Origin of the sequence: Levilactobacillus senmaizukei DSM 21775 = NBRC 103853, from assembly GCF_001592085.1 — a bacterium.
Classification (GTDB): Bacteria; Bacillota; Bacilli; order Lactobacillales; family Lactobacillaceae; genus Levilactobacillus; species Levilactobacillus senmaizukei.
In genome coordinates, this window is the sequence record NZ_BCWD01000006.1 from 89,169 (window position 1) to 112,082 (window position 22,914).

Here is a 22,914-nt window from a genome sequence, read left to right on the forward strand (position 1 = left end):
GATCAGGTTGCGAATACCACTCATCGCTGGAAACTGGAAAATGAATAAGAGTGTTCAAGAGGCTCGGCAGTTTATCGAAGATATCCAGGGTCAGTTACCTGCTGCAGACCAGGTTGAAACGGCCATTGCCGCGCCAGCATTGTTCTTACAGACCATGTTGGATGCCAATCATGACGAGGTCTTAAAGATTGGGGCGGAAACCTGTTATTACGAAGACGAAGGGGCCTTTACGGGTGAAACTAGCCCACGGGCGCTTCATCAAATGGGGATTCCCTACACGATCGTGGGACATTCCGAACGGCGGCGGTACTTTAACGAGACCGACGACGTGATTAATCGGAAGGTCCAAGCGGTCTTTCGAAACGGCATGACGCCAATCGTCTGTTGTGATGAAACCATGGGTCGTCGTGAGTCCGGTGAAAAAATTCACTGGGTGGTTAACCAAGTGTCCGCTGCATTGAAGGGTGTCAGCGCTGAAGATGCCGCGAAAATTGTGGTGGCCTACGAACCTAGTTGGGCAATCGGCAGTGGCACGACTGCGTCTTCCGATCAGGCCGAAGAAGGCTGTTACCTCATTCGACAAACGTTGGCTGACATCTATTCAGATGACCTAGCTAATGGGGTTCGTGTGTTATATGGTGGGAGTGTTAAGCCGGATAATATTGCGGGTCTGATGAAGAATGATAACGTCGATGGTGTTCTAGCCGGCGGGTCCAGCTTGGACGAAAAATCATTTGTTCAGTTAGCACATTACCAAAGTTTGTAAAACGCTGAGAATCTAATTGAAAGTCCCAGCATAAACTTATAGAATATAACATGGGATTGTCGTCTAGTTCCCGTGAAGCCAAACTTTCATAAGGAGAGAATACAAAAATGTCTATTATTTCTGATATTTACGCACGCGAAGTCTTAGATTCACGTGGTAACCCAACTGTTGAAGTTGAACTCTACACCGAAGCCGGTGCTATGGGCCGGGGGATCGTTCCTTCTGGTGCCTCGACGGGTGAACACGAAGCCGTTGAACTTCGTGATGGCGACAAGAGTCGTTTCTTGGGCAAGGGTGTTACGAAGGCCGTTGACAACGTCAACAACCTGATTGCCAAAGAAATTGTCGGTTACGATGTTACCGACCAACGGGCCATTGACCAAGCTATGATTGACTTGGATGGTACGCCAAACAAGGGTAAGTTAGGTGCTAACGCTATCTTAGGTGTTTCCTTAGCGGCTGCCCGTGCTGCTGCCGACGAATTAGGCCAACCTTTGTACAACTACTTAGGCGGGTTCAATGGTCACGTTTTACCTACACCAATGATGAACGTTATCAACGGTGGGAAGCACGCTAACAACAAGGTTGACTTCCAAGAATTCATGATCATGCCTGTTGGTGCCAAGAGTGTTAAGGAAGCTATCCGGATGGGTTCCGAAACTTTCCACAACTTGAAGAACCTTTTGAACGAAAAGGGCTACTCAACGGCCGTTGGTGACGAAGGTGGTTTCGCCCCTGACTTGAAGAACAACGAAGAACCATTTGAAATCTTGGTTGAAGCTATCAAGCGTGCTGGCTACGTACCTGGTAAGGATGTTGCTATCGCCTTTGACTGTGCCTCATCCGAATTCTACAATGCTGACACCAAGAAATACGAATTGAAGGGTGACGGTAAGGATTACACCGCCGACGAATTCGTTAGCTTGCTTGAAAGCATTGTTGACAAGTACCCAGTTGTTTCTATCGAAGATCCTTTGGATGAAAACGAATGGGCTGACTGGCAAATGGCTACTGAACGTCTTGGCAAGAAAGTCCAAATCGTTGGTGACGACTTGTTCGTTACGAACACGGACTACCTGGCTAAGGGGATCAAGATGGGCGTTGCTAACTCAATCTTAATCAAGCTGAACCAAATCGGGACTTTGACCGAAACGGTTGAAGCCGTTGAAATGGCTAAGGAAGCTGGCTACACGGCTGTCATCTCTCACCGTTCTGGTGAAACTGAAGACACGACCATCGCTGACTTAGTGGTTGCTTTGAACGCTGGTCAAATTAAGACTGGTTCAATGAGCCGTGGCGAACGTATCGCTAAGTACAACCAATTAATGCGGATCGAAGACCAATTAGGCAAGACGTCTAACTACAAGGGAATTCATTCCTTCTACAACTTAGACGAAGATGCTCGTTTGGCCATCATCAACAAGTAATTTCGTTGTGAATAAAAACTCCACCAGAAATGGTGGAGTTTTTTGATCCCTTAATTTTTGGGCGTGGTTTTGCCCGGCTTGACGGGTGTCTGTTTGAAGCTGTGACGCAGGGCAAGAAAATAGTGGCCACTGAGAGCCAAACTTAATAGGATGGCCATGATTAGCAGCAGTAAAGTCAACAGCGTACTACCGCCAGAATTAATGTCGTACAGGTTATTAGATAACAGGTTGAAGACCGCGAAGACGACCCATAGGCTGCCAACCCAGGCAAAGACGATATCCAATCGATTAATAGTCGTCACCTCATTTGCTAGTTGTGTCATTAAGAATAGGCCGACTTCAGTGGTATGTTAACGTATTAACTATGAATATAAAGAACTAAATAACGGAAATTGAGAGAAGTTTTGAGTTGTTGAAAATTAACCGTGGCCTTTTCCGGAGTTAACCCTATCGAAGGGGGAATCATAAATGAAATGGCAACAATTAGTGACAACAGGTGGTGTTGTGGCGGGACTACTTCTGGCCCTGGGGAGCACGACTGTTCAAGCCGATGCTGTGACGTTTCCATTAACCGTGAGCTTTTACACCGAGGGGCGAGATGATGATGGTGTAAAACGGCAGCATCCGTTTGAAGTCGTTACCCGTCAGTTTGTCGAGAACGAAGTGATTACGCATCCGAGGTTAGCGGCAGCCAAGCTCGTGACGTCACGCCGTTTGGCGCACGCCGATTTAACGGCACCGTTAAGGGTGGTTTACTCCGGTAGTACCGTGAGTACCGTGCAACTAACCTATGCTACGGCGGCTGGCGAGCTCATTTCTGGTGGAAAGCCGCGGGTTAATCTGACAGTTGGTGGACGAGCACATGCTGTGGCTCCAGCGGGTTATCAGTTGGTTAATCCGGGTGAGGGGGAGCGAACGGTCTTACAGACCCATGAGGAATGGCGTGTGTTGGTTCAACGGACAGGTGCAGCGGGAGTCACACCACAACCAATACCAGGTGGGTCGAGTTCGACCAGTCAGTTACCGGCGCCGCAACCAATACCTAAGCCAATTACTCCAACTATGCCGGTGCCAGTTGAACCTTTGCCAAACGTTAAGCCTGAGCATCCAGGCCTTCCCGTTATGCCACCAGTAGTGAGTCAACCAGTGCCTGTGGAACCAAACACCAAGCCACAGATGCCTACTCAGAATACGCATCTGTTGAGTCATTCTGTCGAGAACAACTCTGGTGCATCGGGGTCACTGTCGAATCACTCAATCACGCCTGTTGATATTGCGGATAAACCAATGAGTGGGGAAGACCCGATGCCTATCAAGAATGACCATGATAGGCCGTCTCCGGAGCTTTCCATGGCTAACAGCGCGGTAGATGGGAACAAGACTAAGCGGCGTATACGACGACGTCAGCGTCATCCAGGGACACCGCCGAGTCGCCTGCCACAGACAAACGAAGAGTCTTCACTCTGGTGGACTTGGAGTGGCCTAATCCTGATGAGTTTGCTAGTCGGCCGGGTGTACCGAAGAATGATCGCTTAATGCGTTGACCAGGTGTGCTAAACTTAAAGTAATGATTATTTTAAGTGGAGGCGCATAGCGTGACAGAACAAACCAATCAACAGACCAATTTGAGTCGACCAGGAGCCATTTTATTTGGCAGTCTGGTCGGCCTTTTGGCTGGACTGGTCGTTAGTACGTTTCGCCTGATAATTGAGAAACTACTGGTCGTCGTACAAATGGCCTATCATTGGCTGGGCCAGCATCCCGTAGGACTGATTCCGTGGATTTTATTGATGATTATCTTGTCCTTAATTGTCGGGCACTGGGTTCACCAATCGCCCATGATCAAGGGTTCCGGGATTCCCCAAGTCGAAGGCCAGTTAGCCGGCGACCTGGACTATGCCTGGTGGCCCGTCCTGTGGAAGAAGTTTGTCAGTGGGGTCTTCGGTATTGGAGCCGGATTATTTTTGGGACGAGAAGGTCCTTCAATTCAACTTGGGGGAACCGTGGCCCAGGGACTCGCTGAACGATTGAATTTTACGGGTAGCCGGCGCCGTCTGCTGATTGCTGGTGGTGCGGCGGCTGGACTTTCAGCGGCTTTTAATGCGCCAATTGCGGCCACGCTCTTTATTCTAGAAGAGGTTTATCATAACTTCTCCACTCTGGTCTGGCTGATCTCATTGACGAGTGCGGTCGTGGCCAATTTCATATCCAGTGAGGTTTTTGGACTGACACCAGTTTTACATATTAATTACGAGCAAGCCTTGCCCCTTAAGTACTATGGCCTCTTATTGGTTTTGGGTATCGGATTGGGGCTCCTAGGTTATGGCTATCAGTGGGCGACCTTGAACAGCGGTGATTGGTTCGCCAGACTTCGCTGGTTTCCCAGCTACTTAAACGGGATTATTCCGTTCCTATTGGTGATTCCAATTGGGTTATTGTGGCCCAATAGCCTTGGTGGCGGGAATCAGCTCATTCTTAGTTTTGCTAAAATGACACCATTGCTTTGGCCACTGGTTGGCTACTTTGTCTTGCGCTTTGTGTTCTCAACGATTAGCTATGGTTCCGGCCTACCGGGTGGGATTTTTCTGCCGATTCTGACGTTAGGAGCCTTGCTGGGAGGTGTTGGTGCCCAAATCTTCGTGGCAATGGGCGTCTTACCTAGTATCTTTGTGGCCAACTTTATGATTTATGCGATGGCGGGTTATTTTGCCGGTATTTCCAAGGCACCGTTTACTGCCATCTTATTGATTACTGAAATGGTTGGAACCTTGCAGCATTTGATGCCCTTAGCAGTGGTGGCGATTGTCGCCTACATTACCGTTGACCTCTTGGGCGGAGCACCAATCTATGAGGCTATGCTCCATCAACTGGTTGACCCGGCAAATGAAATGCCAACTGGCCCAACGGATCGGCTAGAGTTCTCCGTTACGGAGGGCTCTGGCTTAGCTGGAAAACGAGTTCGTGACCTGGATTGGCCGGACCATGCCCTATTGGTCAGCGTCCGTCGTGGCGAACAGACGGTAATTCCTCAAGGGAAAACGGTCCTGCGGTCGGGAGACACACTGGTCGTTTTCACCAATCACGCTAATCGCGCCTACGTCCGTCAGACCTTGATGGCTCTGGCGATTCCGGGTGCTCATAGCTAGATTAAGCAACCGCGGGGCTGGTAAAAACCCGCTCAATATGATAAATTAGTAGGAGTATAGTTAGACCTATTAGACCTATTTAGATAGGTAGGAGGCAAATTTGTGTATAATTTCTTATTAACTTGTATTTTAATTGTCAGTGTTCTACTGATTATCGCTGTGATGATGCAACCTTCTAAAACCAATGATGCCTTATCCGCGTTAACCGGTGGTGCTGATGACTTATTTGCAAAACAGAAGCCACGTGGTTTCGAAGCATTTATGCAACGGGTGACAGTTGTTCTAGGGATTCTTTTCTTTGGCTTGGCCATGGCCCTAGTCTACTTCTCCTCACATTAATGATTGAGTCTCCTGTTTGATTTTGCTACAGGAGGCTTTTTAAAGAATTACGAGTTGTGTGGAAGGTGGTGGTTAGCAATGCAACGACAACCGACGCCGTTGTTTTTTGAACAGGGACCAGAAGCAGTGCTCTTGTTACACGCCTATTCGGGTAGTTCAAATGACATGCGAATTTTGGCTAGAAAATTGGAGAGCGAGCACTACACGGTACTGGCTCCCATCCTTACCGGCCACGCCACCGGGGATCCCGCAGATATTTTGCGGGATGGGTCGCCACAAAAATGGTGGCAAGATACCCAGCAAGCCATTCAGTTTTTACGGGATCACGGGTATCAACGGATTGCCATCTTCGGCTTATCGCTCGGGGGCTTGTTTGCCACACGAGCATTGCTGGAAGATCCTACACTGGTTGGTGGGGGCACCTTCGCCTCGCCAGTTATCTACCGGGGAACGACACATGTCCCGGAGGCCTTTGTGACGATGGCTCGGCAGATGTATAGTCGACAAGGACTCTCTGATAGGGCACTTGAGGCTAAGATGGCCTGGATTCAGGAGCATCTGAATCAACAATTAACAGCGATTCAAGCCTTCACCGATACCACTGCAACTCACTTAAATCAGATTAAACAACCCGTCTTTATCGCCCAAGGAACGGCAGATAAAATGATTGACCCGCGTTCGGGTCAGTGGTTGGCAGCTGGTTATTCGGCTGGTCAGACGGATTTTCATGAATATCCTGGCGCTGGGCATGTCTTAACCGTTAATTCAGCCCACCACGCCTTAGAACAAGACTTACTGAATTTTTTACACACAATCTTTTAAAATAACGAGGAATCGATAGTGCAAGATAATACATTAAAAACAGATCTAACAGCATTTTTCCGGTCCCATTCGGACCAGGCATACACGGTTGAAGGTATTTCAGACGCGCTACATTACCATGGCTCGGCTGCCTTTAAACTAATTGTGCAAGAATTGGCACAGTTGGAACGAGACGGCTTAGTTCAGGTGACGGATCACGGTCATTTTCAGCTGGATCCGAGTCAGCGAATTTTGACCGGGATTTTCCACGGGAACGACAAGGGCTTCGGTTTTGTGGCTTACGATGAGAACAAAGTGGAACCAGACGCTTATATCGCGCCTAACAATACTTTACGCGCTCTGAATGGCGATACCGTTAAAATTGAAATCGTTCGGGCGGGCGATCCCCGTACCGGCAAGGGCCCTGAAGGCAAGGTTACCGAAATTGTCGAACACCACTACGAACAGGTCGTTGGGGAATTTTTCCAAACCGACGATGACGCTGGTTATGTGGGGCAGGTTCGGTTAACCGATAAGAAAGTCATGAAATATAAGTTCTATGTCACTAATGTTGGCTTAAATCCAACACCAGGTGAAGTGGTGACTGCCGAAATTACGGAATACCCTAGTGATGCTCATCCAGATGCCATGGTTGGGATTGCTAAACAAGTTATCGGGAGTGTTGACGACCCAGGAATCGATATTCTTCAGATCGTGTACCAACATAACATTCCTTCTGAATTTCCTGAAGAAGTGATGCAAGCTGCTGACGAGATTCCGGACCATGTCTTACCAGAAGAGATCAAGGGTCGTGAAGACATCACGAACCAAGACCTAGTAACTATCGATGGCGAGTCTTCTAAAGACTTAGATGACGCGGTTACGGCGTGGAAACTTCCTAATGGGAATTACCATCTAGGGGTTCATATTGCGGACGTGTCCCATTACGTTCAAGAAGACTCCATTTTGGACAAGGAAGCCTACAAGCGGGGAACCAGTGTCTACCTAACCGACCGGGTTATTCCAATGTTGCCACGGCGGCTCTCCAACGGAATTTGTTCCTTAAATGAGGGCGAATTGCGGCTGTGTATGAGTTGTGAGATGGAAATCGACCAGTCAGGTAACGTGGTCAAGCACCGGATTCACCCATCCGTTATGCGTTCAAAGGCACGGATGACTTATACCGCGGTTAACCAGATTTTGGAATCCCATGATGAACTAACCATGAATCGTTACAAAGAATTGGTGCCAATGTTTGAGGCCATGGGTGACTTACACCGTATCTTGGTTAAGCACCGTAAGGCCCGTGGGGCGATTGACTTTGACGATCGTGAAGCAGAAATCATTGTCGATGACCAGGGTCATGCGATTGATGTTAAGTTGCGGACGCGTGGAATGGCCGAACGCATGATTGAATCCTTCATGTTGGCTGCCAACGAAACTGTCGCTGAACATTACTACCGTGCCAAGACCCCATTCCTATACCGGGTCCACGAAACGCCAGATGGCGACCGTGTGCGGAGCTTCTTTGAATTCTTAACGGCCTTCGGGATTAACGTTAAGGGTGACCCTAACCACTTGCGGCCAAAGATGTTGCAAGGTGTCTTGAAGCAAGTTGCCGGTAAGCCAGAGGAAGCAATGGTTTCCGTGATGATGTTACGGAGCTTGAAGCAAGCCCGGTACAGCGATCAATCACTTGGTCACTTTGGTTTGGGAGCAGAGTTTTATACTCACTTCACGTCACCAATTCGGCGGTATCCAGATACGATGGTTCATCGGATGATTCATTACTATGAAGATCATGGGATTAACGATGCCAGCAAGGCTAAATTTGAACCATTCCTGGAACAAATTGGGGTTCATACCTCGGAAGCCGAACGGCGGGCGGTTGATGCCGAACGGGATACGAACGACATGAAGATGGCTGAATACATGGCTGACCACGTTGGCGAAGAATTCGATGCCGTGGTCGCATCTGTCATGAAGTTTGGAATGTTCGTTGAATTACCTAATACCATCGAAGGGCTGATTCATATTAGTCGGATGCAAGATGACTATTACGAATACGTTGAAAAATACATGGCCTTGGTTGGGCGGAACACGCATCGGACCTACAAGATTGGTCAAGCCATCCGGGTCAAGGTCATTCACGTCGATAAGGAACAAAGTGAAATTGATTTTGAACTTTTAAATCCGGAAGCCGCACCGGTTAGTGACTTATTACCTCATCGTGAACATCGTTCCCGAGGTGGTAGTAATTATCATGGTCACAGTAACAACGGTAGCCATAGCAATGGAAGCCGGAACAATAACAATAATCACAGCAATTCTAATAATAACCATGGTGGCAACCGAAATGGTAACCACCGTAACGGGAATCAACGACCAACTGGTCAGCGGAACAATGGTGGTCAAAACCGGAATAACAATTCAGGTGGCGACAACCGGCATCCACAAGGTGGTCGGCACTAAGCGAGGTGACACGACTTGGCGAAGAAAAAGTCCAAGAAAACACCAGATAATGTTTTAGCCCAGAACCGTAAGGCGCGACACGACTATGCGGTCTCCGATACCGTTGAGGCAGGATTAGTCTTAACCGGAACGGAAATCAAGTCGTTACGTGAACGGCGGGTTAATCTTCAGGATGGGTTCGCCCAGATTCGTAACAATGAAGCCTGGCTTATGAATGTTCACATCAGTGAATACGTTCAAGGGAATCGGTTCAATCATGATCCCCTGCGAAATCGGAAACTCTTGTTACACAAAAAGGAAATTCGACGTTTGGGCATTGCGACTCAAGACAAAGGGGTAACCTTGGTGCCACTGAAGATGTACTTGAAGCACGGATTTGCCAAGGTTTTGATTGGCGTGGCAACTGGTAAACGTGAGTATGATAAGCGTGAAACCATTAAGCGACGGGAGCAAGACCGACAGATTGCTCGAGTCATGAAGCGTTATTAATTTTGAAGAGGCCCACTGAGATACACTCTCAGTGGGCCTTTTTTGACGGCCAATTATTTTCAGAAAAGTTTATAGATAAAAAGACATGGAAGATGAACTAACAATTCAGATGGGACAACGAGGATCGGGCGGAGGCGACGTAAACAGCACAGAGCTAAATCGCTTTTTCCAAAAACATTCAATTAAAAATCAAGATAAATATGCCCATGTAAGGTCTGCTGTGCAATATTTAGATGGCCTTTTTTAATTAACGGTGTTATCATATGATTAACGAAATTAAGAGATTAATACGGCGGATTGACTACCTAACGTAAAAATAAGAGGTGAATTTCATGAAATGGCAAGTAGCATTAATGATGATAGGAGTTGGATTTGGGACGACTCAGGTCATGACCATGACTAATCATTTGCCAACTTTTAAGACAGCTGTGACGGCGCATGCTGCAGCAAAGACGACGAACGTCGCCAATGGGCGTTATGGAACCGTGGATTGGTATTTAACGGCGGATGGTGACCTTCATTTGGGGGCTGGGACATTAGGCGACGATACGGCAAGCCTGGTCTACCAGCAAGGACAATTGGCAACCTTGATTGCTCAGGCACAAGGCAACGACCAACCAACGATAAAAGATACCGAAGCCGTGGGTCGTCAGGTGAAAAGAGTGGTTTTGGATGGTAAAGTTTCCACGTCAGCTAACGCCTCGTTCCTATTTGCGCAACTTCTAGAGGTCGGTAGCTTTGAACACCTCGATCGGTTGGACACCAGTGCAGCAACTAATATGGCGGGCATGTTCAGTGCGTCAGTTTCAGGAAGTGTTGGTCTGCCAGCGGATCAGCAAGGAAACTTTAATTTAACATCCTTGGATGTGTCACGTTTCGATACTTCTAAGGTTACGGATATGTCACAAATGTTTTATATGTTGAAGCGGGTGACCAGCTACGACCTCTCGAGCTTCAACACGGATAATGTGACCAAGACCACATCTATGTTTTTGCAGAACTATCGGCTAACTAATCTGGACTTCTCCAAGGCTACTTTTGCGAACCTTCAGAACGCCGAATTCATGTTTGGATCAACCGCCATCGAGACGCTTAACTTTGCCTCGTTTGCACCACCGAAGACGTTTAGTCCATTTGCATTGTTTGGTTATCAAAATGGTGATTTTCGGAAGGTGACCTTTGGACCGAAGACCTACTTCAAGACTTCCCCTGGTTTGAACAATGCCGACAAGGATGAGACTTACACTGGTAAGTGGCAAGCGGTCGGCAAAGGGTCGGATACGAATCCATTGGGGGCTAAGTTCGATACAGGAGCTGCCCTGACATCCATTTACGACGGTGTGAATAATCCAACAACCGTGGCATCTTACGTGTGGGAACCGGTCAATCGGACGATTACGCCAGTAACGCCACCCGTAACGCCGTCGCAAAAGGCGCAACCGGTGACGGTCCGTTACCTTGATGGTCAAGGAAAGAACCTGGCTACCGATCAAGTTCTGACCGGTGAACTTGGCGAAAGCTATCGCGCGCCCAAATTGGCATTTGATGGTTATCGTTTGGTGAAGACCGACGGGAACCCCAACGGGGTCTTTACGGCTGATGCTCAAGGGGTGACCTTCCACTATGCCCCTAAGTTGGTCAGTGGTGGCGATAGTGCTACGGTTGCCCCAATGGCAAGCGTGGTGTACAGCACGAAGAAGATTGGTCTTTACAACAACAAGAACTTCTCCAAGAAGACCGTCAAGCATTGGTACGCTAAACAGAAGCGGACGAATCGTCCCATGTTTGTGGTGACCGGGTTTGCAACTTCAAAGAATGGCAACTTGCGATATAGGGTCAAAGATGTTAACCACGGGGCCAAGACCGTTGGCAAGACGGGTTATATCACGGCCAAGCAGGCCTATGTGGTCAATGTGTACTATCAGGCCAAGCATAAGAAAATTCAAGTCATTAACGCCAAGGGAATCAATAGTTACCAGCAAAAATCGTTGAAGACAAAACGGGTTCACTATAAAAAGGGACAGTTCTTGAAGGTCAAGAAACTCGTTCGTCATAACCGGACGACGCGGTATCAGTTGACCAATGGTCAGTACGTGACGGCCAATAAGAAGTTAGTTATTGCGAAGTAGACGGTTAAGGGGTCCACGGATAATCCGTGGACCCCTTTTTTTTCGACGAAGCCCCGTCATAAAGGGATTTATAAGCCGACCTTCTTGGCTCTGAACGATAGGTCGTGCTATGGTTATTCTCGAAAATTGATCGTTAAGAATTGCCGAGGTAACTAAGGAGAGGAGATCCATACGTGTGAAGTGGCGAAGTCGCGGAATATTGTTGATCACCACGTTAAGCTTGGTGGTCGTGGGGGCGCTGGGAAGACCAGTTGTTGCCGCGAGTGATGTGCGGTTGCCGCCAGAAGCCGTCAAGCCAACCCAGGGAAGATATGGCAGCGTGCCCTTTCGGTTGACGTCGGCAGGTGTTTTGCATTTAGGAGCCGGCACGTTGCCGGAGTATCACGACCTACATCTGCTGTCGCATATGACTGGGCAACTACTGGCGGCAGTTACTAAGGCCTATTTGCATCAGACCAATATCATGGGTGACGACATGGATAAGCTAGCGCCACTAATCACCAAAGTGGTTTTTGACGGGCCGGTAGTCGCACCAGTGAATTGTCAGGAATTATTTTCTAATTTGACGCGGGTCACAGCCTACGAACATCTGGACAAGCTGGATACCCACCAGACTCAGAACATGGTTCGGATGTTTTCAATCAATGCTCGGTTAACCAGTCTAGATCTTAGCCAGTTCGATACCAGTCAGGTCAAGACGACTAATAGTATGTTTATGGCGGTGACACACATGGCGACCATCGATGTTACATCCCTCAATTTGGACCAGGACACAGATATTCATGCCATGTTCTGGGGAATGCGGGCGCTACATGCATTGGACTTAAGTCATCAAACCTTTCCTAACGTTCAGCAGGCGGATCTCTTGGTTTCCCAATCGGGAATTCAGCGGGTTAATCTCAGCCACGCGGCGCCAAAGATACGGAATGGCCTCAAAAACATGTTTGTTTTAACCGAGGGTGTGTCAGAGCTTACGCTGGGTCCCCACGCCCAGACTGGGCAGGCATTAGCGATTTCAAATGCACCGACAAATAACCAATTTACCGGGTGCTGGCAGGCGGTTGGCGCCGGAACGGTGAAAAATCCCTTGGGGAAAAAATATCCGAATGGCGAACTAATCGGTAATGATCCGGTTGCGGGGAGTAAAGTTGAAACTTATGTCTGGGAGCCCGTTAATCGGGAACTACCAACCGTTGTGCCGCCAACAATCGTCCCGCCTGATCCGGGACCCGAGCCCATTTTGCCGCCACGGCCTGAACCCGTTCCGGTTGCGCAACCGGTGATGGTTCGCTACTTGGATGAAGCGGGCCAGCCTTTGGCCAAAGAGCGTCGATTACGCGGAAACATCGGGGCGCCCTACCGAGCAACGCCGTTGGCCTTTACGGGGTATCGCTTAAAGCGAGTGACTGGTCAGCCGGTTGGGACCTTCGGGGTGGTTACGCGGATGGTCACCTTCCACTACGTTCAAGATCGGCAGACAGGCGGTGCCGGGAATGCGATCGCGCCGCTGAAGAGTGTCGTCTATGCGAAACGGCGAGTAGGACTGTATGCGAAGCCAGACTTCGACCGGCGTCAAGTCAAGCACTGGTACGGTCGACAGTCACGAACAAAGCGCCCAATGTTTGTGGTGACGGGATTGGCCCGGTCTAAAGCCGGTCATCTGCGTTATCGTGTGCGGGACGTCAATCATCACTCAAGAACCGCGGGAATGTCTGGCTATTTGACAACTCGTTCTCCCTGGGTGACGAGTGTTTATTATCAACAAATGATGGGCAGCATTCGGGTCTTGAATCCACAGGGGATTAACGTCTATCGTCGCCGATCACTTCGTGGAAAAAGGGTGCACATCCGACGGGGACGATTGATCAAGGTTAGTCGGATCGTTTCGTATCATCGAGCAATGCGTTTCGAACTTCGGCAAGGGGGCTATGTGACGGCCAATAAGAAATTGGTTATTCGATGAGACTTAGTCAGAAAAAAAAGCGCTAACGATTGAGTTAGCGCGTTTCTTCATGATTAATGGTGGGTGCCAGGCCGCTAGATGGTAAGCGCTGCGGGGCCCAGCTGTGTTTCTTAAGTAGGTTTGGCAACTTTTGTTGGTGTTTGGCCCAACGATCGAGAATGGCTGCTAGACAAATGACTAATCCCTCATGATCTGGGTGGTCGATGTCGAGGCGAACCGTTCCGCCGGCGGTATGGTCCACGTTTTCAATGGTACCAATTAGCTCGCGACCATGATAAATCTTAAATCGGCCGTTATTGAGATTACCCATGATCACCCAATTTAAGCCACGAATGAACAACACTTCGCGGATGACGCCGAAGGTCTTGCTGACTTGGCCAACGACTTGCCGATGGTACAACAGGCGAAACTTGGGTAGGAGACCCAACGAATCTTGCTTGACCTCAGCCTCTAGGGCACCGGCAATGGTATAGACTGAGAGGACGTCGGCACGCATTCCCCATTTTCCAACCAACAAATAACGTGATTGGTTCTGGTCGTCACGAATAACCGTGGTCGCTCGAGCGGACAAGGCCGCCTGGTTCAGAAACAACGTCCGCAATGGGGCACCTCCTTTACCATATAACTCTTAGTTAAGCTCATTTTACCATGTTTCCTTAGCATCCGGTCGATAATATCTTTTGACTTAGGGTTATGCTAGAATAAAGACTGAGGTGTTGGGAATGAAACCGTTTATTCATAATGATTGGTGGCCGGTTCTGGAACCGGAATTTGAGCAAACTTACTATCAGCAATTGCGCGAATTCCTGGTTGAGGAATATCAAAGCCATGAAATTTATCCGGATATGTATCATATTTTCACGGCGTTTGACTGGACCCCGTTTAGTCAGGTCAAAGTGGTCATCCTCGGGCAAGATCCATATCATAATCCGGGACAAGCCCATGGCTGTAGTTTCTCAGTCTTACCGGGAACTAAGATCCCGCCATCGCTAGTCAATATCTATAAGGAATTAAATAGCGACTTAGGCATAAAGCCGGTGGATCACGGGTACCTAGAAAAGTGGGCCAAGCAGGGGGTTCTATTGTTGAACTCCGTCTTGACGGTCCGTTATGGAGAAGCTTTTTCCCATAAGGGTCGCGGTTGGGAACGCCTAACCGATGCGGCGATCGCCAAGCTGTCGGAACGACCAGAACCCGTGGTCTTTATCCTTTGGGGAAATGCGGCGCGGTCGAAGATTAAGCTGATTGATACCAAGACTAACATTGTCCTACAATCGGCCCACCCGAGTCCGCTTTCTGCCAACCGGGGGTTCTTTGGTTCTAAGCCATTTTCCAAAACCAACATCGCTTTAAAATCGTTAGGAGAGACTCCCATCGACTGGCAATTACCAGAACATGTCTCGATTGATGAGGGCTCAGCTAAACAGTCTCACGACGCATAGCTAGAGAGAATTGAGTCGTCGAATAATTCTATTGGAGGTCGTCAAATATGGAACTTTTTGATAGTCTTAAACAAAAGATTGATGGGAAGGGCAAGTCGATTGTCTTTCCTGAAGGGGAAGATGTCCGGGTTTTAGGTGCCGCCAGCCGGCTGGCCGATGAAGGACTTATCAAGCCAATTGTCCTGGGAGACATGAGTCAGATTCAAGCAACCGCCTCGGCCAACAACATTGACCTCAGCAAGTTAAATCTTTTGGACCCAACGATGATTCCTTCAGATGTTCATCAAGACATGTTGGATGCCTTAGTGGAACGGCGCAAGGGGAAGAATACCCCCGAACAAGCTGCCGAAATGCTGAAAGATCCGAATTACTTAGGGACCATGATGGTCTACATGGATCAAGCCGATGGGATGGTTTCCGGTGCGGTTCATGCAACCGGGGACACCGTGCGGCCAGCTCTGCAAATCATCAAGACCAAATCTGGTGTCAAGCGAATCAGTGGTGCCTTCATCATGCAAAAGGGTGACGAACGTTATGTCTTCGCCGACTGTGCCATCAATATTGAATTGGATGCTGCCGGGATGGCTGAAGTGGCCACTGAAAGTGCCGCGACCGCCAAGATCTTTGACATCGATCCCAAGGTTGCGATGCTGAGCTTCTCCACCAAGGGTTCTGCCAAGGGCGAAATGGTCGACAAGGTTCGTGAAGCCACGGCCCTAGCCAAGGAAGCCGATCCAGACTTGCCTGTTGATGGGGAATTGCAATTTGACGCCGCATTTGTGGCTAGTGTTGCAGCGCAAAAGGCCCCAGATTCCAAGGTTGCCGGCCATGCCAATGTCTTTGTTTTCCCAGAATTACAATCCGGGAATATTGGCTACAAGATTGCCCAACGATTCGGGGGCTTTGAAGCCATTGGACCGATCTTACAAGGGTTGAACAAGCCCGTCTCCGACCTTTCTCGTGGGTGCAACGAGGAAGATGTCTACAAGGTTGCCATCATTACGGCTGCCCAATCGTTGAACTAATTTAAGTGAACTAATCCACAGGATACCCGGATTGCTATTTATTAGCAGTGCGGGTATTATTTATGAAGCAAACAAAAACGATTAAAGAAGGTTAACTAAATGTATACAGTCACAGTCACAAGTCCCGAACAGACCATGGCGCTGGGTCAGCGGTTAGCCAATGGCCTCCAGGCACAAGATGTTATTTTGCTCGATGGGGACCTGGGTGCCGGCAAGACCACGTTTACCAAAGGCCTAGCAGTTGGATTAGGGATTACGCGCAACGTTAAGAGTCCGACGTTTACCATCATTCGTGAATATCAGGGCGGCCGTTTGCCTCTCTACCACATGGACGTTTACCGGTTGGAAGACGGTAGTGGGGATGAGTTGGGCTTAGACGAATACTTTAATGGCGACGGGGTCAACGTCGTTGAATGGTCCAAGTTTATTGCCGACGAACTCCCAGCGAATTATCTGCGGATTGTCTTCAAGCGCGATGACGAAGCCAGCGAAATGCAACGTACTTTGAGCTTTGAACCGGTTGGGGAACACTTTACGGAGCTGGTTCGGCACCTGGAGGATGACTAGTCATGAGTGAAGAAGTTGCCATTCGTTTACCAGAAGCGACCGAGTCTGCGGCCTTATTGACGTTGCTGGAACAGCTTCAAGGTGAGAGTGATACCTTTGTCCTGGCGGATGCGGCCGACCGCATGACGGCGGCGCAAGAGGCCGAACAGCTGCGACAGATTCAGCATAGTTCACGGCACCTGTTGCTGGTGGCCAGTCTGGGTCGTGAATTGCTTGGGGTTTGCTCGATTTCACCGACCACGCAGGGTCACGTGGGGGAGCTCGGCGTGGCCGTACTTCAAAACTATTGGCACCAGGGAATTGGTACCGCGTTGGTCGATGAGGCCCTCTACTGGGCAGAGACCGCCAGCAGTCTGGACGCCGTTGGGTTAACGGTCCAGACGAGAAATGTGGCGGCAGTTAAATTATATGAAAAGTTGGGTTTTGAGCGGACGGATATGCCCACGGAGACAGTGACCACGGCTGAGGGCGAGCAAGTTACGGCCGTCCAAATGGTATTTCCCATTCAACCAGCATCTGACTAGTTAACGGCAGGACCTCTGACGAGGAGCCTGTTTTTTTTGAAATAGTCCAGTCATTAACAACTGAAAGCGGTATCATTAGAAGGTGAGATTACCACGAGGAGGCTTTTATATGTATCAAGCAAACCGAACTCGGTACGATGAGATGGTCTATAATCGGGTTGGCAATAGCGGCCTCAAGTTATCGGCGATTGGTTTGGGGTTATGGAATAATTTTGGGAGCGTTGACCCACTAGAGCGGCAGCGTGCCATTATTCACCAAGCCTTTGACCTGGGGATTACCTATTTCGATTTAGCGAATAATTATGGACCGGTTCCCGGCAGTGCTGAAGCAAATTTTGGTCGGATCCTGGCCAGCGACCTGCGACCATACCGGGATGAGTTGGTCATTGCCAGTAAGGCGGGCTATTTGATGTGGCCCGGTCCTTACGGCAATTGGGGTTCTCGCAAGAGTCTAATTGCGAGTGCCGACCAAAGCTTGCGGCGGACTGGATTGGATTACTTTGATATTTTCTATAGTCATCGAGCCGACCCCGAAACGGATCCGGAAGAAACTGCGACGGCCCTGGACCAATTGGTGCGGTCGGGCAAGACCTTGTATGTGGGGCTTTCGAATTATAGTGGGGAACAAGTTAGAGCAATGTCCGCAATCTTTAAAGACCTTCACACCCCGTTCATCATTGATCAACCACGGTATAATCTGTTGAATCGGCAGATTGAGACGGATGTGTTACCCGTACTGACTGATGAACGCAAGGCGGCAGTCAGTTTTAGTTCACTCTGCCAGGGCTTGTTAACGGACAAGTATCTCCACGGGATTCCCGCCAATTCGCGGGCCGAGAAGGGAACGATTCCCTTCTTGCATCCCGCGCAAGTTGAGCAGACGTTGAACACGGTCAAGGCGCTTAATGCAGTTGCGGCGGACCGGGGCCAGAGCTTGGCACAGATGGCCTTGGCGTGGAATCTTCGACAACCAGCTATTGCCAGTGTACTCATCGGCGCCAGCCGCCCGGAGCAAGTGGTCAATAATGTTCAGGCGCTCCAACACCTCAATTTCACGTCCACCGAATTACGACGTATTGACGACATCTTAGCGGCGCAACCGGCCATTGATTGGCAAGCTAAGTAAAAAGGAACTGCCGTTTACAGCCCGTTTTGCCTTGCCAGAATGGCATAAAAATAGAGCCTGGGACCTAACCCAGGCTCTATTTGGCTAAGCATTTATGGTCACGAATTTCTTGAGCGGCTGAGTGCCAAAGTGGTTGGCTTCATACAATAGAATATTGGCACAGGCTAGACTATCATCGAGAGCATTGTGATGATGGTGCAGGTCAATGTTAAGTTCATCACACACCGTGTTCAGCTTATGGTTGGGAAATTCGGGGAAGAACTTGCGACTGGTCTTGACGGTGTCGAGGGTTAAGTACCGTGCCGTTGGCAGTTGATAGTGTTCCAAGCTACTCCGCAAGACCCCATTATCGAACGGGGCATTATGGGCGACGACTAAGCGTTCACGCTGGAAGAGGGGGGCTACGTGGTCCCAGACCTCAGGGAAAGTCGGCGCATTGGCCACGTCGGCCTCGTGAATGCCGTGAATCTGGACGTTACGCCAGAAGAAGTCTGTGTCGGGTTTGATCAATGAATAGAATTCATCAACAACTTGGCTGTTGCGGACGATGGTTAGGGCCAAGGAACAGGCACTATACCGCTTGCCATTCGCGGTTTCAAAGTCCATTGCAACAAAGTTCATGGCTGTCGCCTCCTTTCTAAGTTAAACGGTTAGGCCAGAAACGTTGAGTTCCACCGGACAGTGGTCGGAGCCCATGACCTGGTCCAAAATTTCGGCGGTTTGTAATTGATCTACGAGCCGATTACTGGTGATAAAGTAGTCAATGCGCCAACCCGCGTTGTTGTCACGAGCGTGGAACCGATAGCTCCACCAGGAGTAGCGGGCGGTCACGTCGGGATTGAAATAACGGAAGGTGTCCGTAAAGCCCGCCGCTAGTAAGTGGCTGAATTTTTTTCGTTCATCGTCGGTAAAGCCGGCGTTATGATGATTGGATTTGGGATTTTTCAGATCGATTTCAGTGTGGGCGACGTTGAGGTCGCCGCAGAAGATAATCGGCTTCTTGGCGTCGAGTGATTGGATGAAGTCGAGGAAGGCGGCTTCCCAGCCCATGCGGAAGTCGAGTCGCTTAAGCCCGCTGCCCGAGTTAGGGGTGTAACAGGTGAGTACGTAAAAATCAGGGTATTCCAACGTGATAGTCCGGCCCTCGTGGTCGAAATCCGGGGCATTGATGCCGTAGATCACGTTGAGTGGCTTGTGTTTGGTAAATAGTGCCGTACCGGAATAACCCTTACGCTCAGCATAGTTCCAATACTGATAGTACCCAGGCAGATCGAGATCGATTTGGCCTTCCTGCAACTTCGTTTCTTGAATGCCAAAGAAATCGGCATCGAGCTCCTGAAAGGTTGCGACAAAGTCCTTTTTCACAATGGCCCGTAAGCCATTGACGTTCCAAGAAATAAATTTCATCATGACACCTCCAACAAACTATTTTCAGTATACCAGAAATATTAGAATTTATTGTAAATAGTGCGTTCAACCTCGGTGATGGCCTGATTCATGGTAAAATAAGTAATGACTTTAAAAATTGTTTGGTGACGATTCAAGACCCAGCAATTAATTTTTGTGGAACGAAGGGAACTTTAAAAATGATGGAAGATATCGCAACGGCGTTTCCCGCCGTCACTATTTTGCGGCATGAGCCACTGGCACATTATACTCACACGAAAACCGGGGGACCAGCGGACTACTTAGCCTTTCCAACCAACATTCAAGAAACCAAATCCTTATTGGCCTATGCCAAGCAATCCGACCTACCCGTCACAGTGGTGGGCAACGCCAGCAACTTAATTGTTCGCGATGGCGGGATTCGTGGCCTGGTGATGATTTTAACGAAAATGAATACGATTACGACCGATGGTAATCGGGTTACGGCGGCCGCCGGTGCCGCGCTGATCAAGGCCACACAGGTCGCTCAAGCCCACGCCCTTACTGGTGTTGAGTTTGCTGCTGGCATTCCCGGGAGTGTTGGCGGCGCCATCTTCATGAACGCCGGAGCGTATGGCGGTGAAATCAAAGACGTCGTGGTTGCCGCGGAGATTTTAACCCCCGAGGGTGAGATTCGGACGCTGGATCACGATGAACTGGATTTTGGCTACCGTCACAGTTCGATTCAGGACTACCACGACATTGTTCTGACGGCAACTTTTGACCTTAAGCCGGGAGATGCCGAGGCCATTCAGGCCCAGATGGATGAGTTGAATGCTCGGCGAGCTGCCAAGCAACCCTTGGACCTGCCATCTTGTGGAAGTGTTTTCAAGCGCCCCGAGGGCCATTATACCGGACAGCTGATTCAGGAGGCCGGTCTGCAAGGCTATCAAATGGGCGGCGCGCAGGTATCGATGAAACATGCGGGGTTTATCGTAAACATCGACCACGCGACGGCAACCGATTACCTGGACCTGATTGGCCATATCCAAGCGGTTATTTGGAAAGAAGATGCCGTGAAGTTGGAAACAGAAGTTAGAATTATTGGTGAAGCACCAACCAAATAACCTAGGAAAAGGGGGGACCTTATTTGCCTATAATTGAAGCAGTGATCTTGTTGATCGTGTTAGTTTTATTGTCTAATATTATCAGTCACTACCTCACGTTTATTCCCGTCAGTCTGATTCAAATCGGCCTGGGCTTGTTAGTGGCTCTGATCTGGCATTTTGAGATTTCATTGGAGACTGATTGGTTCTTGCTCTTATTTATTGCTCCATTACTATATAACGATGGTCGACGATTTCCCAGGCGTGAACTCTGGCGCTTACGGGGGCCGATCTTTGCCAATGCCATCTGGTTAGTCTTTCTGACCACGATCTTAGGCGGATTTCTCATCTATAAATTAATTCCACAAATGCCATTGACGGTGGCATTTGCGTTAGCAGCGATTTTGTCGCCGACCGATCCAGTGGCCGTGCAATCGATCTCTAAACAGGCTAAGTTACCGGCCAGTCTGATGCATCTGGTGAGTGGTGAAAGTCTAATCAACGATGCCAGTGGCCTGATTGCCTTTAAATATGCCATTGCGGCGACGGTAACCGGGGCATTTTCCTTGGGAACGGCAACGGGCGACTTCATTTACATCAGTATCGTTGGTTTCCTGTCCGGGTTACTTTTCATGACCGCTATTCAATTAATCATGGATCTCTTGCGGCGCCAAGGGATTGACGACGTAATCTTTAATACGGTCTTACAAATTGCCACACCGTTTGTGGTCTACTTAGTGACGGAAGAAGTTACCCATGCTTCCGGGGTTATTGCGGTTGTGACCGCGGGAGTGCTGTATCACGCTCGGGAAAATCGCGTGGTGGAGGATTCACCAGAGTTGAAGCTCGTTACTGAAAAGGTGTGGGATATTATTATCTACTCCTTGAATGGGGTGGTGTTTGTGATCCTAGGCATTGAGTTGCCGGTGGCCACCTCACAGGTTATCAAGGGCGGCCAGTTTAACACTTGGCAAGCGATGTTCTTTGCCTTCATTACCTGGGTCATTATTGTGGCGATTCGAACGGTTTGGACCTATGGGTATGTGCTCTATGAACGGCTCAATAAGAAGACACCCAGTGAACGACCTGGAATTCGAATGTCGTTATTATCGGGCTTGTCCGGTGTTCGAGGGGCCGTAACGATGGCCGGGGTTTTATCAGTACCACTGACCATTGCTTCTGGCGGTGGTTTTCCAACCCGCGCGCTCATGTTGTTTGTTGCGTCGGGAGTCATTATTATCAGTTTGGTCGCCGCTACCATTACGTTGCCACTGATTTCGACTAGCAAACAACCCTTGCAAACGCGGGCTAGTGCGAGTGACGAGGGTGCTAATGACATTGATTTGGACGTTGATGGTGAAGAGATTCCTGCCGATCCGGTGCGCCAAATTAGTGAGGACGAAGCGCGGGCTTACATCATGCGTTTAGCAATTTCAAAAATTGAAGAGTTACGCCGACCCAATAATCAGCGGGCAGCCTATGACTTAATTTTAGATTATCAATTCATTATTCGGCGACTAGAGATGAATTATCGGGCGGATCAAGCGATGCAAAAGGTATTGGACGATGAACTTCGTCTCCAAGAGATTACCCTAGCCGGTGAACGTGCCTCGCTGAAGGAGTTACGCAAGGGCGAAAAGATTACGCAGACCAGTTATGTGGGAGCGTTACGGCGAATTGAAACGTTGGAGAATCGGCTAACGCAGGCTCAGGGGCATTCGATGCCGGGGATGCTCCGTTACTGGCGAGTCTTCTTCAAGCATATGTTCCGAAACGTGGCCTACTGGCTACATTCGGAGAACACCGATCGGTTACATGCCGAGAATAATTTGATTGAACGGGAGACGGCGAAGGCCGCCATTCAGTCGTTATCTCAGTATCTGGCCAGTTCCGATGTGGATGAGACGCAGTTCGATAATCAAGCGGTTTATCATTTGCTGGTCCGCTACCGGAATCAAATCGAACGGGCCAAGGCAGAAACGGCCCCGAACCACGAGGAAGAATACCAACATCAGATAAATAAATTGCGAGTTCGTGCCCTAGGTGCCGAGCGAGCAGGGATTCAATCGCTGTTGGAAGCCGGTAATATTACCTGGACCATGGCGACGCACCTTCGGCAATACGTCAACTATTCTGAAAATGTGTTGGTGATGTCATTGAACAATGAAGAAAGTTAGTTTGTGGCAAATAAAATGAGCGCGGAAATTATTCCGCGCTCATTTTTTAT

Annotated in this window: 21 protein-coding genes; 17 read left to right on the forward strand and 4 right to left on the reverse strand. The window is 49.2% G+C overall.

What is annotated here, in order from left to right; translation table 11 throughout:
* The first annotated feature begins 7 nt into the window (after positions 1-7).
* Positions 8-766 (forward strand): triose-phosphate isomerase, encoded by a 759-nt coding sequence (tpiA, locus tag LSE01S_RS03735; protein WP_061776284.1) that lies wholly within the window; start codon positions 8-10, stop codon positions 764-766.
* A 107-nt stretch (positions 767-873) separates the two neighbouring features.
* Positions 874-2,193, forward strand: a complete 1,320-nt coding sequence (gene eno / locus LSE01S_RS03740; protein WP_061776285.1) for a phosphopyruvate hydratase — start codon at positions 874-876, stop codon at positions 2,191-2,193.
* A gap of 50 nt (positions 2,194-2,243) precedes the next feature.
* Here eno and LSE01S_RS03745 read toward each other — a convergent pair whose 3' ends face one another.
* Positions 2,244-2,516: a hypothetical protein gene (locus LSE01S_RS03745; RefSeq protein WP_061776286.1), complete on the reverse strand. Its 273-nt coding sequence runs from the start codon at positions 2,514-2,516 to the stop codon at positions 2,244-2,246.
* 145 nt (positions 2,517-2,661) lie between these two features.
* Between LSE01S_RS03745 and LSE01S_RS03750 the strand changes: the two genes are divergently transcribed.
* The 8 genes from LSE01S_RS03750 to LSE01S_RS03785 all read left to right on the forward strand — a co-directional run bounded on the left by LSE01S_RS03750 (position 2,662) and on the right by LSE01S_RS03785 (position 13,532).
* On the forward strand, positions 2,662-3,729 hold the full coding sequence (locus tag LSE01S_RS03750) for an LPXTG cell wall anchor domain-containing protein (protein ID WP_061776287.1): 1,068 nt from the start codon (positions 2,662-2,664) through the stop codon (positions 3,727-3,729).
* 59 nt (positions 3,730-3,788) lie between these two features.
* The gene (locus LSE01S_RS03755; protein ID WP_082622329.1) at positions 3,789-5,339 is read left to right on the forward strand and encodes a ClC family H(+)/Cl(-) exchange transporter; all 1,551 of its coding nucleotides are present in this window, start codon (positions 3,789-3,791) and stop codon (positions 5,337-5,339) included.
* Positions 5,340-5,441: 102 nt separating this feature from the next.
* The gene (secG, locus tag LSE01S_RS03760; RefSeq protein WP_061776288.1) at positions 5,442-5,678 is read left to right on the forward strand and encodes a preprotein translocase subunit SecG; all 237 of its coding nucleotides are present in this window, start codon (positions 5,442-5,444) and stop codon (positions 5,676-5,678) included.
* Positions 5,679-5,756: 78 nt separating this feature from the next.
* On the forward strand, positions 5,757-6,500 hold the full coding sequence (locus tag LSE01S_RS03765; protein ID WP_061776289.1) for an alpha/beta hydrolase: 744 nt from the start codon (positions 5,757-5,759) through the stop codon (positions 6,498-6,500).
* Positions 6,501-6,518: 18 nt separating this feature from the next.
* Positions 6,519-8,951 (forward strand): ribonuclease R, encoded by a 2,433-nt coding sequence (gene rnr / locus LSE01S_RS03770; protein ID WP_061776290.1) that lies wholly within the window; start codon positions 6,519-6,521, stop codon positions 8,949-8,951.
* A gap of 15 nt (positions 8,952-8,966) precedes the next feature.
* Positions 8,967-9,440 (forward strand): SsrA-binding protein SmpB, encoded by a 474-nt coding sequence (gene smpB / locus LSE01S_RS03775; RefSeq protein WP_061776291.1) that lies wholly within the window; start codon positions 8,967-8,969, stop codon positions 9,438-9,440.
* 332 nt (positions 9,441-9,772) lie between these two features.
* A complete protein-coding gene (locus LSE01S_RS03780; protein WP_061776292.1) occupies positions 9,773-11,569 on the forward strand; it encodes a DUF5776 domain-containing protein in 1,797 nt (598 codons plus the stop codon).
* 175 nt (positions 11,570-11,744) lie between these two features.
* Positions 11,745-13,532, forward strand: a complete 1,788-nt coding sequence (locus tag LSE01S_RS03785) for a DUF5776 domain-containing protein (RefSeq protein ID WP_156470464.1) — start codon at positions 11,745-11,747, stop codon at positions 13,530-13,532.
* 34 nt (positions 13,533-13,566) lie between these two features.
* Here the strand turns inward: LSE01S_RS03785 and LSE01S_RS03790 are convergent, their stop codons facing one another.
* Complete coding sequence (locus tag LSE01S_RS03790; RefSeq protein WP_061776294.1) at positions 13,567-14,133, reverse strand: LURP-one-related/scramblase family protein; 567 nt, start codon at positions 14,131-14,133, stop codon at positions 13,567-13,569.
* A 121-nt stretch (positions 14,134-14,254) separates the two neighbouring features.
* Between LSE01S_RS03790 and LSE01S_RS03795 the strand changes: the two genes are divergently transcribed.
* The 5 genes from LSE01S_RS03795 to LSE01S_RS03815 all read left to right on the forward strand — a co-directional run bounded on the left by LSE01S_RS03795 (position 14,255) and on the right by LSE01S_RS03815 (position 18,216).
* Entirely contained in the window at positions 14,255-14,974 is a 720-nt protein-coding gene (locus tag LSE01S_RS03795; RefSeq protein ID WP_061776295.1) for a uracil-DNA glycosylase, read from the forward strand.
* Between the two features lie 47 nt (positions 14,975-15,021).
* On the forward strand, positions 15,022-15,999 hold the full coding sequence (gene pta, locus LSE01S_RS03800) for a phosphate acetyltransferase (protein ID WP_061776296.1): 978 nt from the start codon (positions 15,022-15,024) through the stop codon (positions 15,997-15,999).
* Positions 16,000-16,098: 99 nt separating this feature from the next.
* A complete protein-coding gene (tsaE, locus tag LSE01S_RS03805) occupies positions 16,099-16,566 on the forward strand; it encodes a tRNA (adenosine(37)-N6)-threonylcarbamoyltransferase complex ATPase subunit type 1 TsaE (protein ID WP_061776297.1) in 468 nt (155 codons plus the stop codon).
* A gap of 2 nt (positions 16,567-16,568) precedes the next feature.
* The gene (locus tag LSE01S_RS03810; RefSeq protein ID WP_061776298.1) at positions 16,569-17,090 is read left to right on the forward strand and encodes a GNAT family N-acetyltransferase; all 522 of its coding nucleotides are present in this window, start codon (positions 16,569-16,571) and stop codon (positions 17,088-17,090) included.
* Between the two features lie 109 nt (positions 17,091-17,199).
* Entirely contained in the window at positions 17,200-18,216 is a 1,017-nt protein-coding gene (locus LSE01S_RS03815; protein ID WP_061776299.1) for an aldo/keto reductase, read from the forward strand.
* A gap of 84 nt (positions 18,217-18,300) precedes the next feature.
* On the opposite strand, the gene LSE01S_RS03820 is transcribed toward LSE01S_RS03815, so the two are convergent.
* Together LSE01S_RS03820 and LSE01S_RS03825 are read right to left on the reverse strand one after the other, a co-directional pair.
* Positions 18,301-18,837: a 3'-5' exonuclease gene (locus LSE01S_RS03820; RefSeq protein WP_061776300.1), complete on the reverse strand. Its 537-nt coding sequence runs from the start codon at positions 18,835-18,837 to the stop codon at positions 18,301-18,303.
* A 21-nt stretch (positions 18,838-18,858) separates the two neighbouring features.
* A complete protein-coding gene (locus LSE01S_RS03825) occupies positions 18,859-19,623 on the reverse strand; it encodes an exodeoxyribonuclease III (RefSeq protein ID WP_061776301.1) in 765 nt (254 codons plus the stop codon).
* A 179-nt stretch (positions 19,624-19,802) separates the two neighbouring features.
* Between LSE01S_RS03825 and murB the strand changes: the two genes are divergently transcribed.
* Positions 19,803-20,708, forward strand: coding sequence for a UDP-N-acetylmuramate dehydrogenase (gene murB, locus LSE01S_RS03830; protein WP_156470465.1), 906 nt, complete (start codon positions 19,803-19,805; stop codon positions 20,706-20,708).
* 23 nt (positions 20,709-20,731) lie between these two features.
* On the forward strand, positions 20,732-22,864 hold the full coding sequence (locus LSE01S_RS03835; RefSeq protein WP_061776302.1) for a cation:proton antiporter: 2,133 nt from the start codon (positions 20,732-20,734) through the stop codon (positions 22,862-22,864).
* Positions 22,865-22,914: the final 50 nt, after the last annotated feature.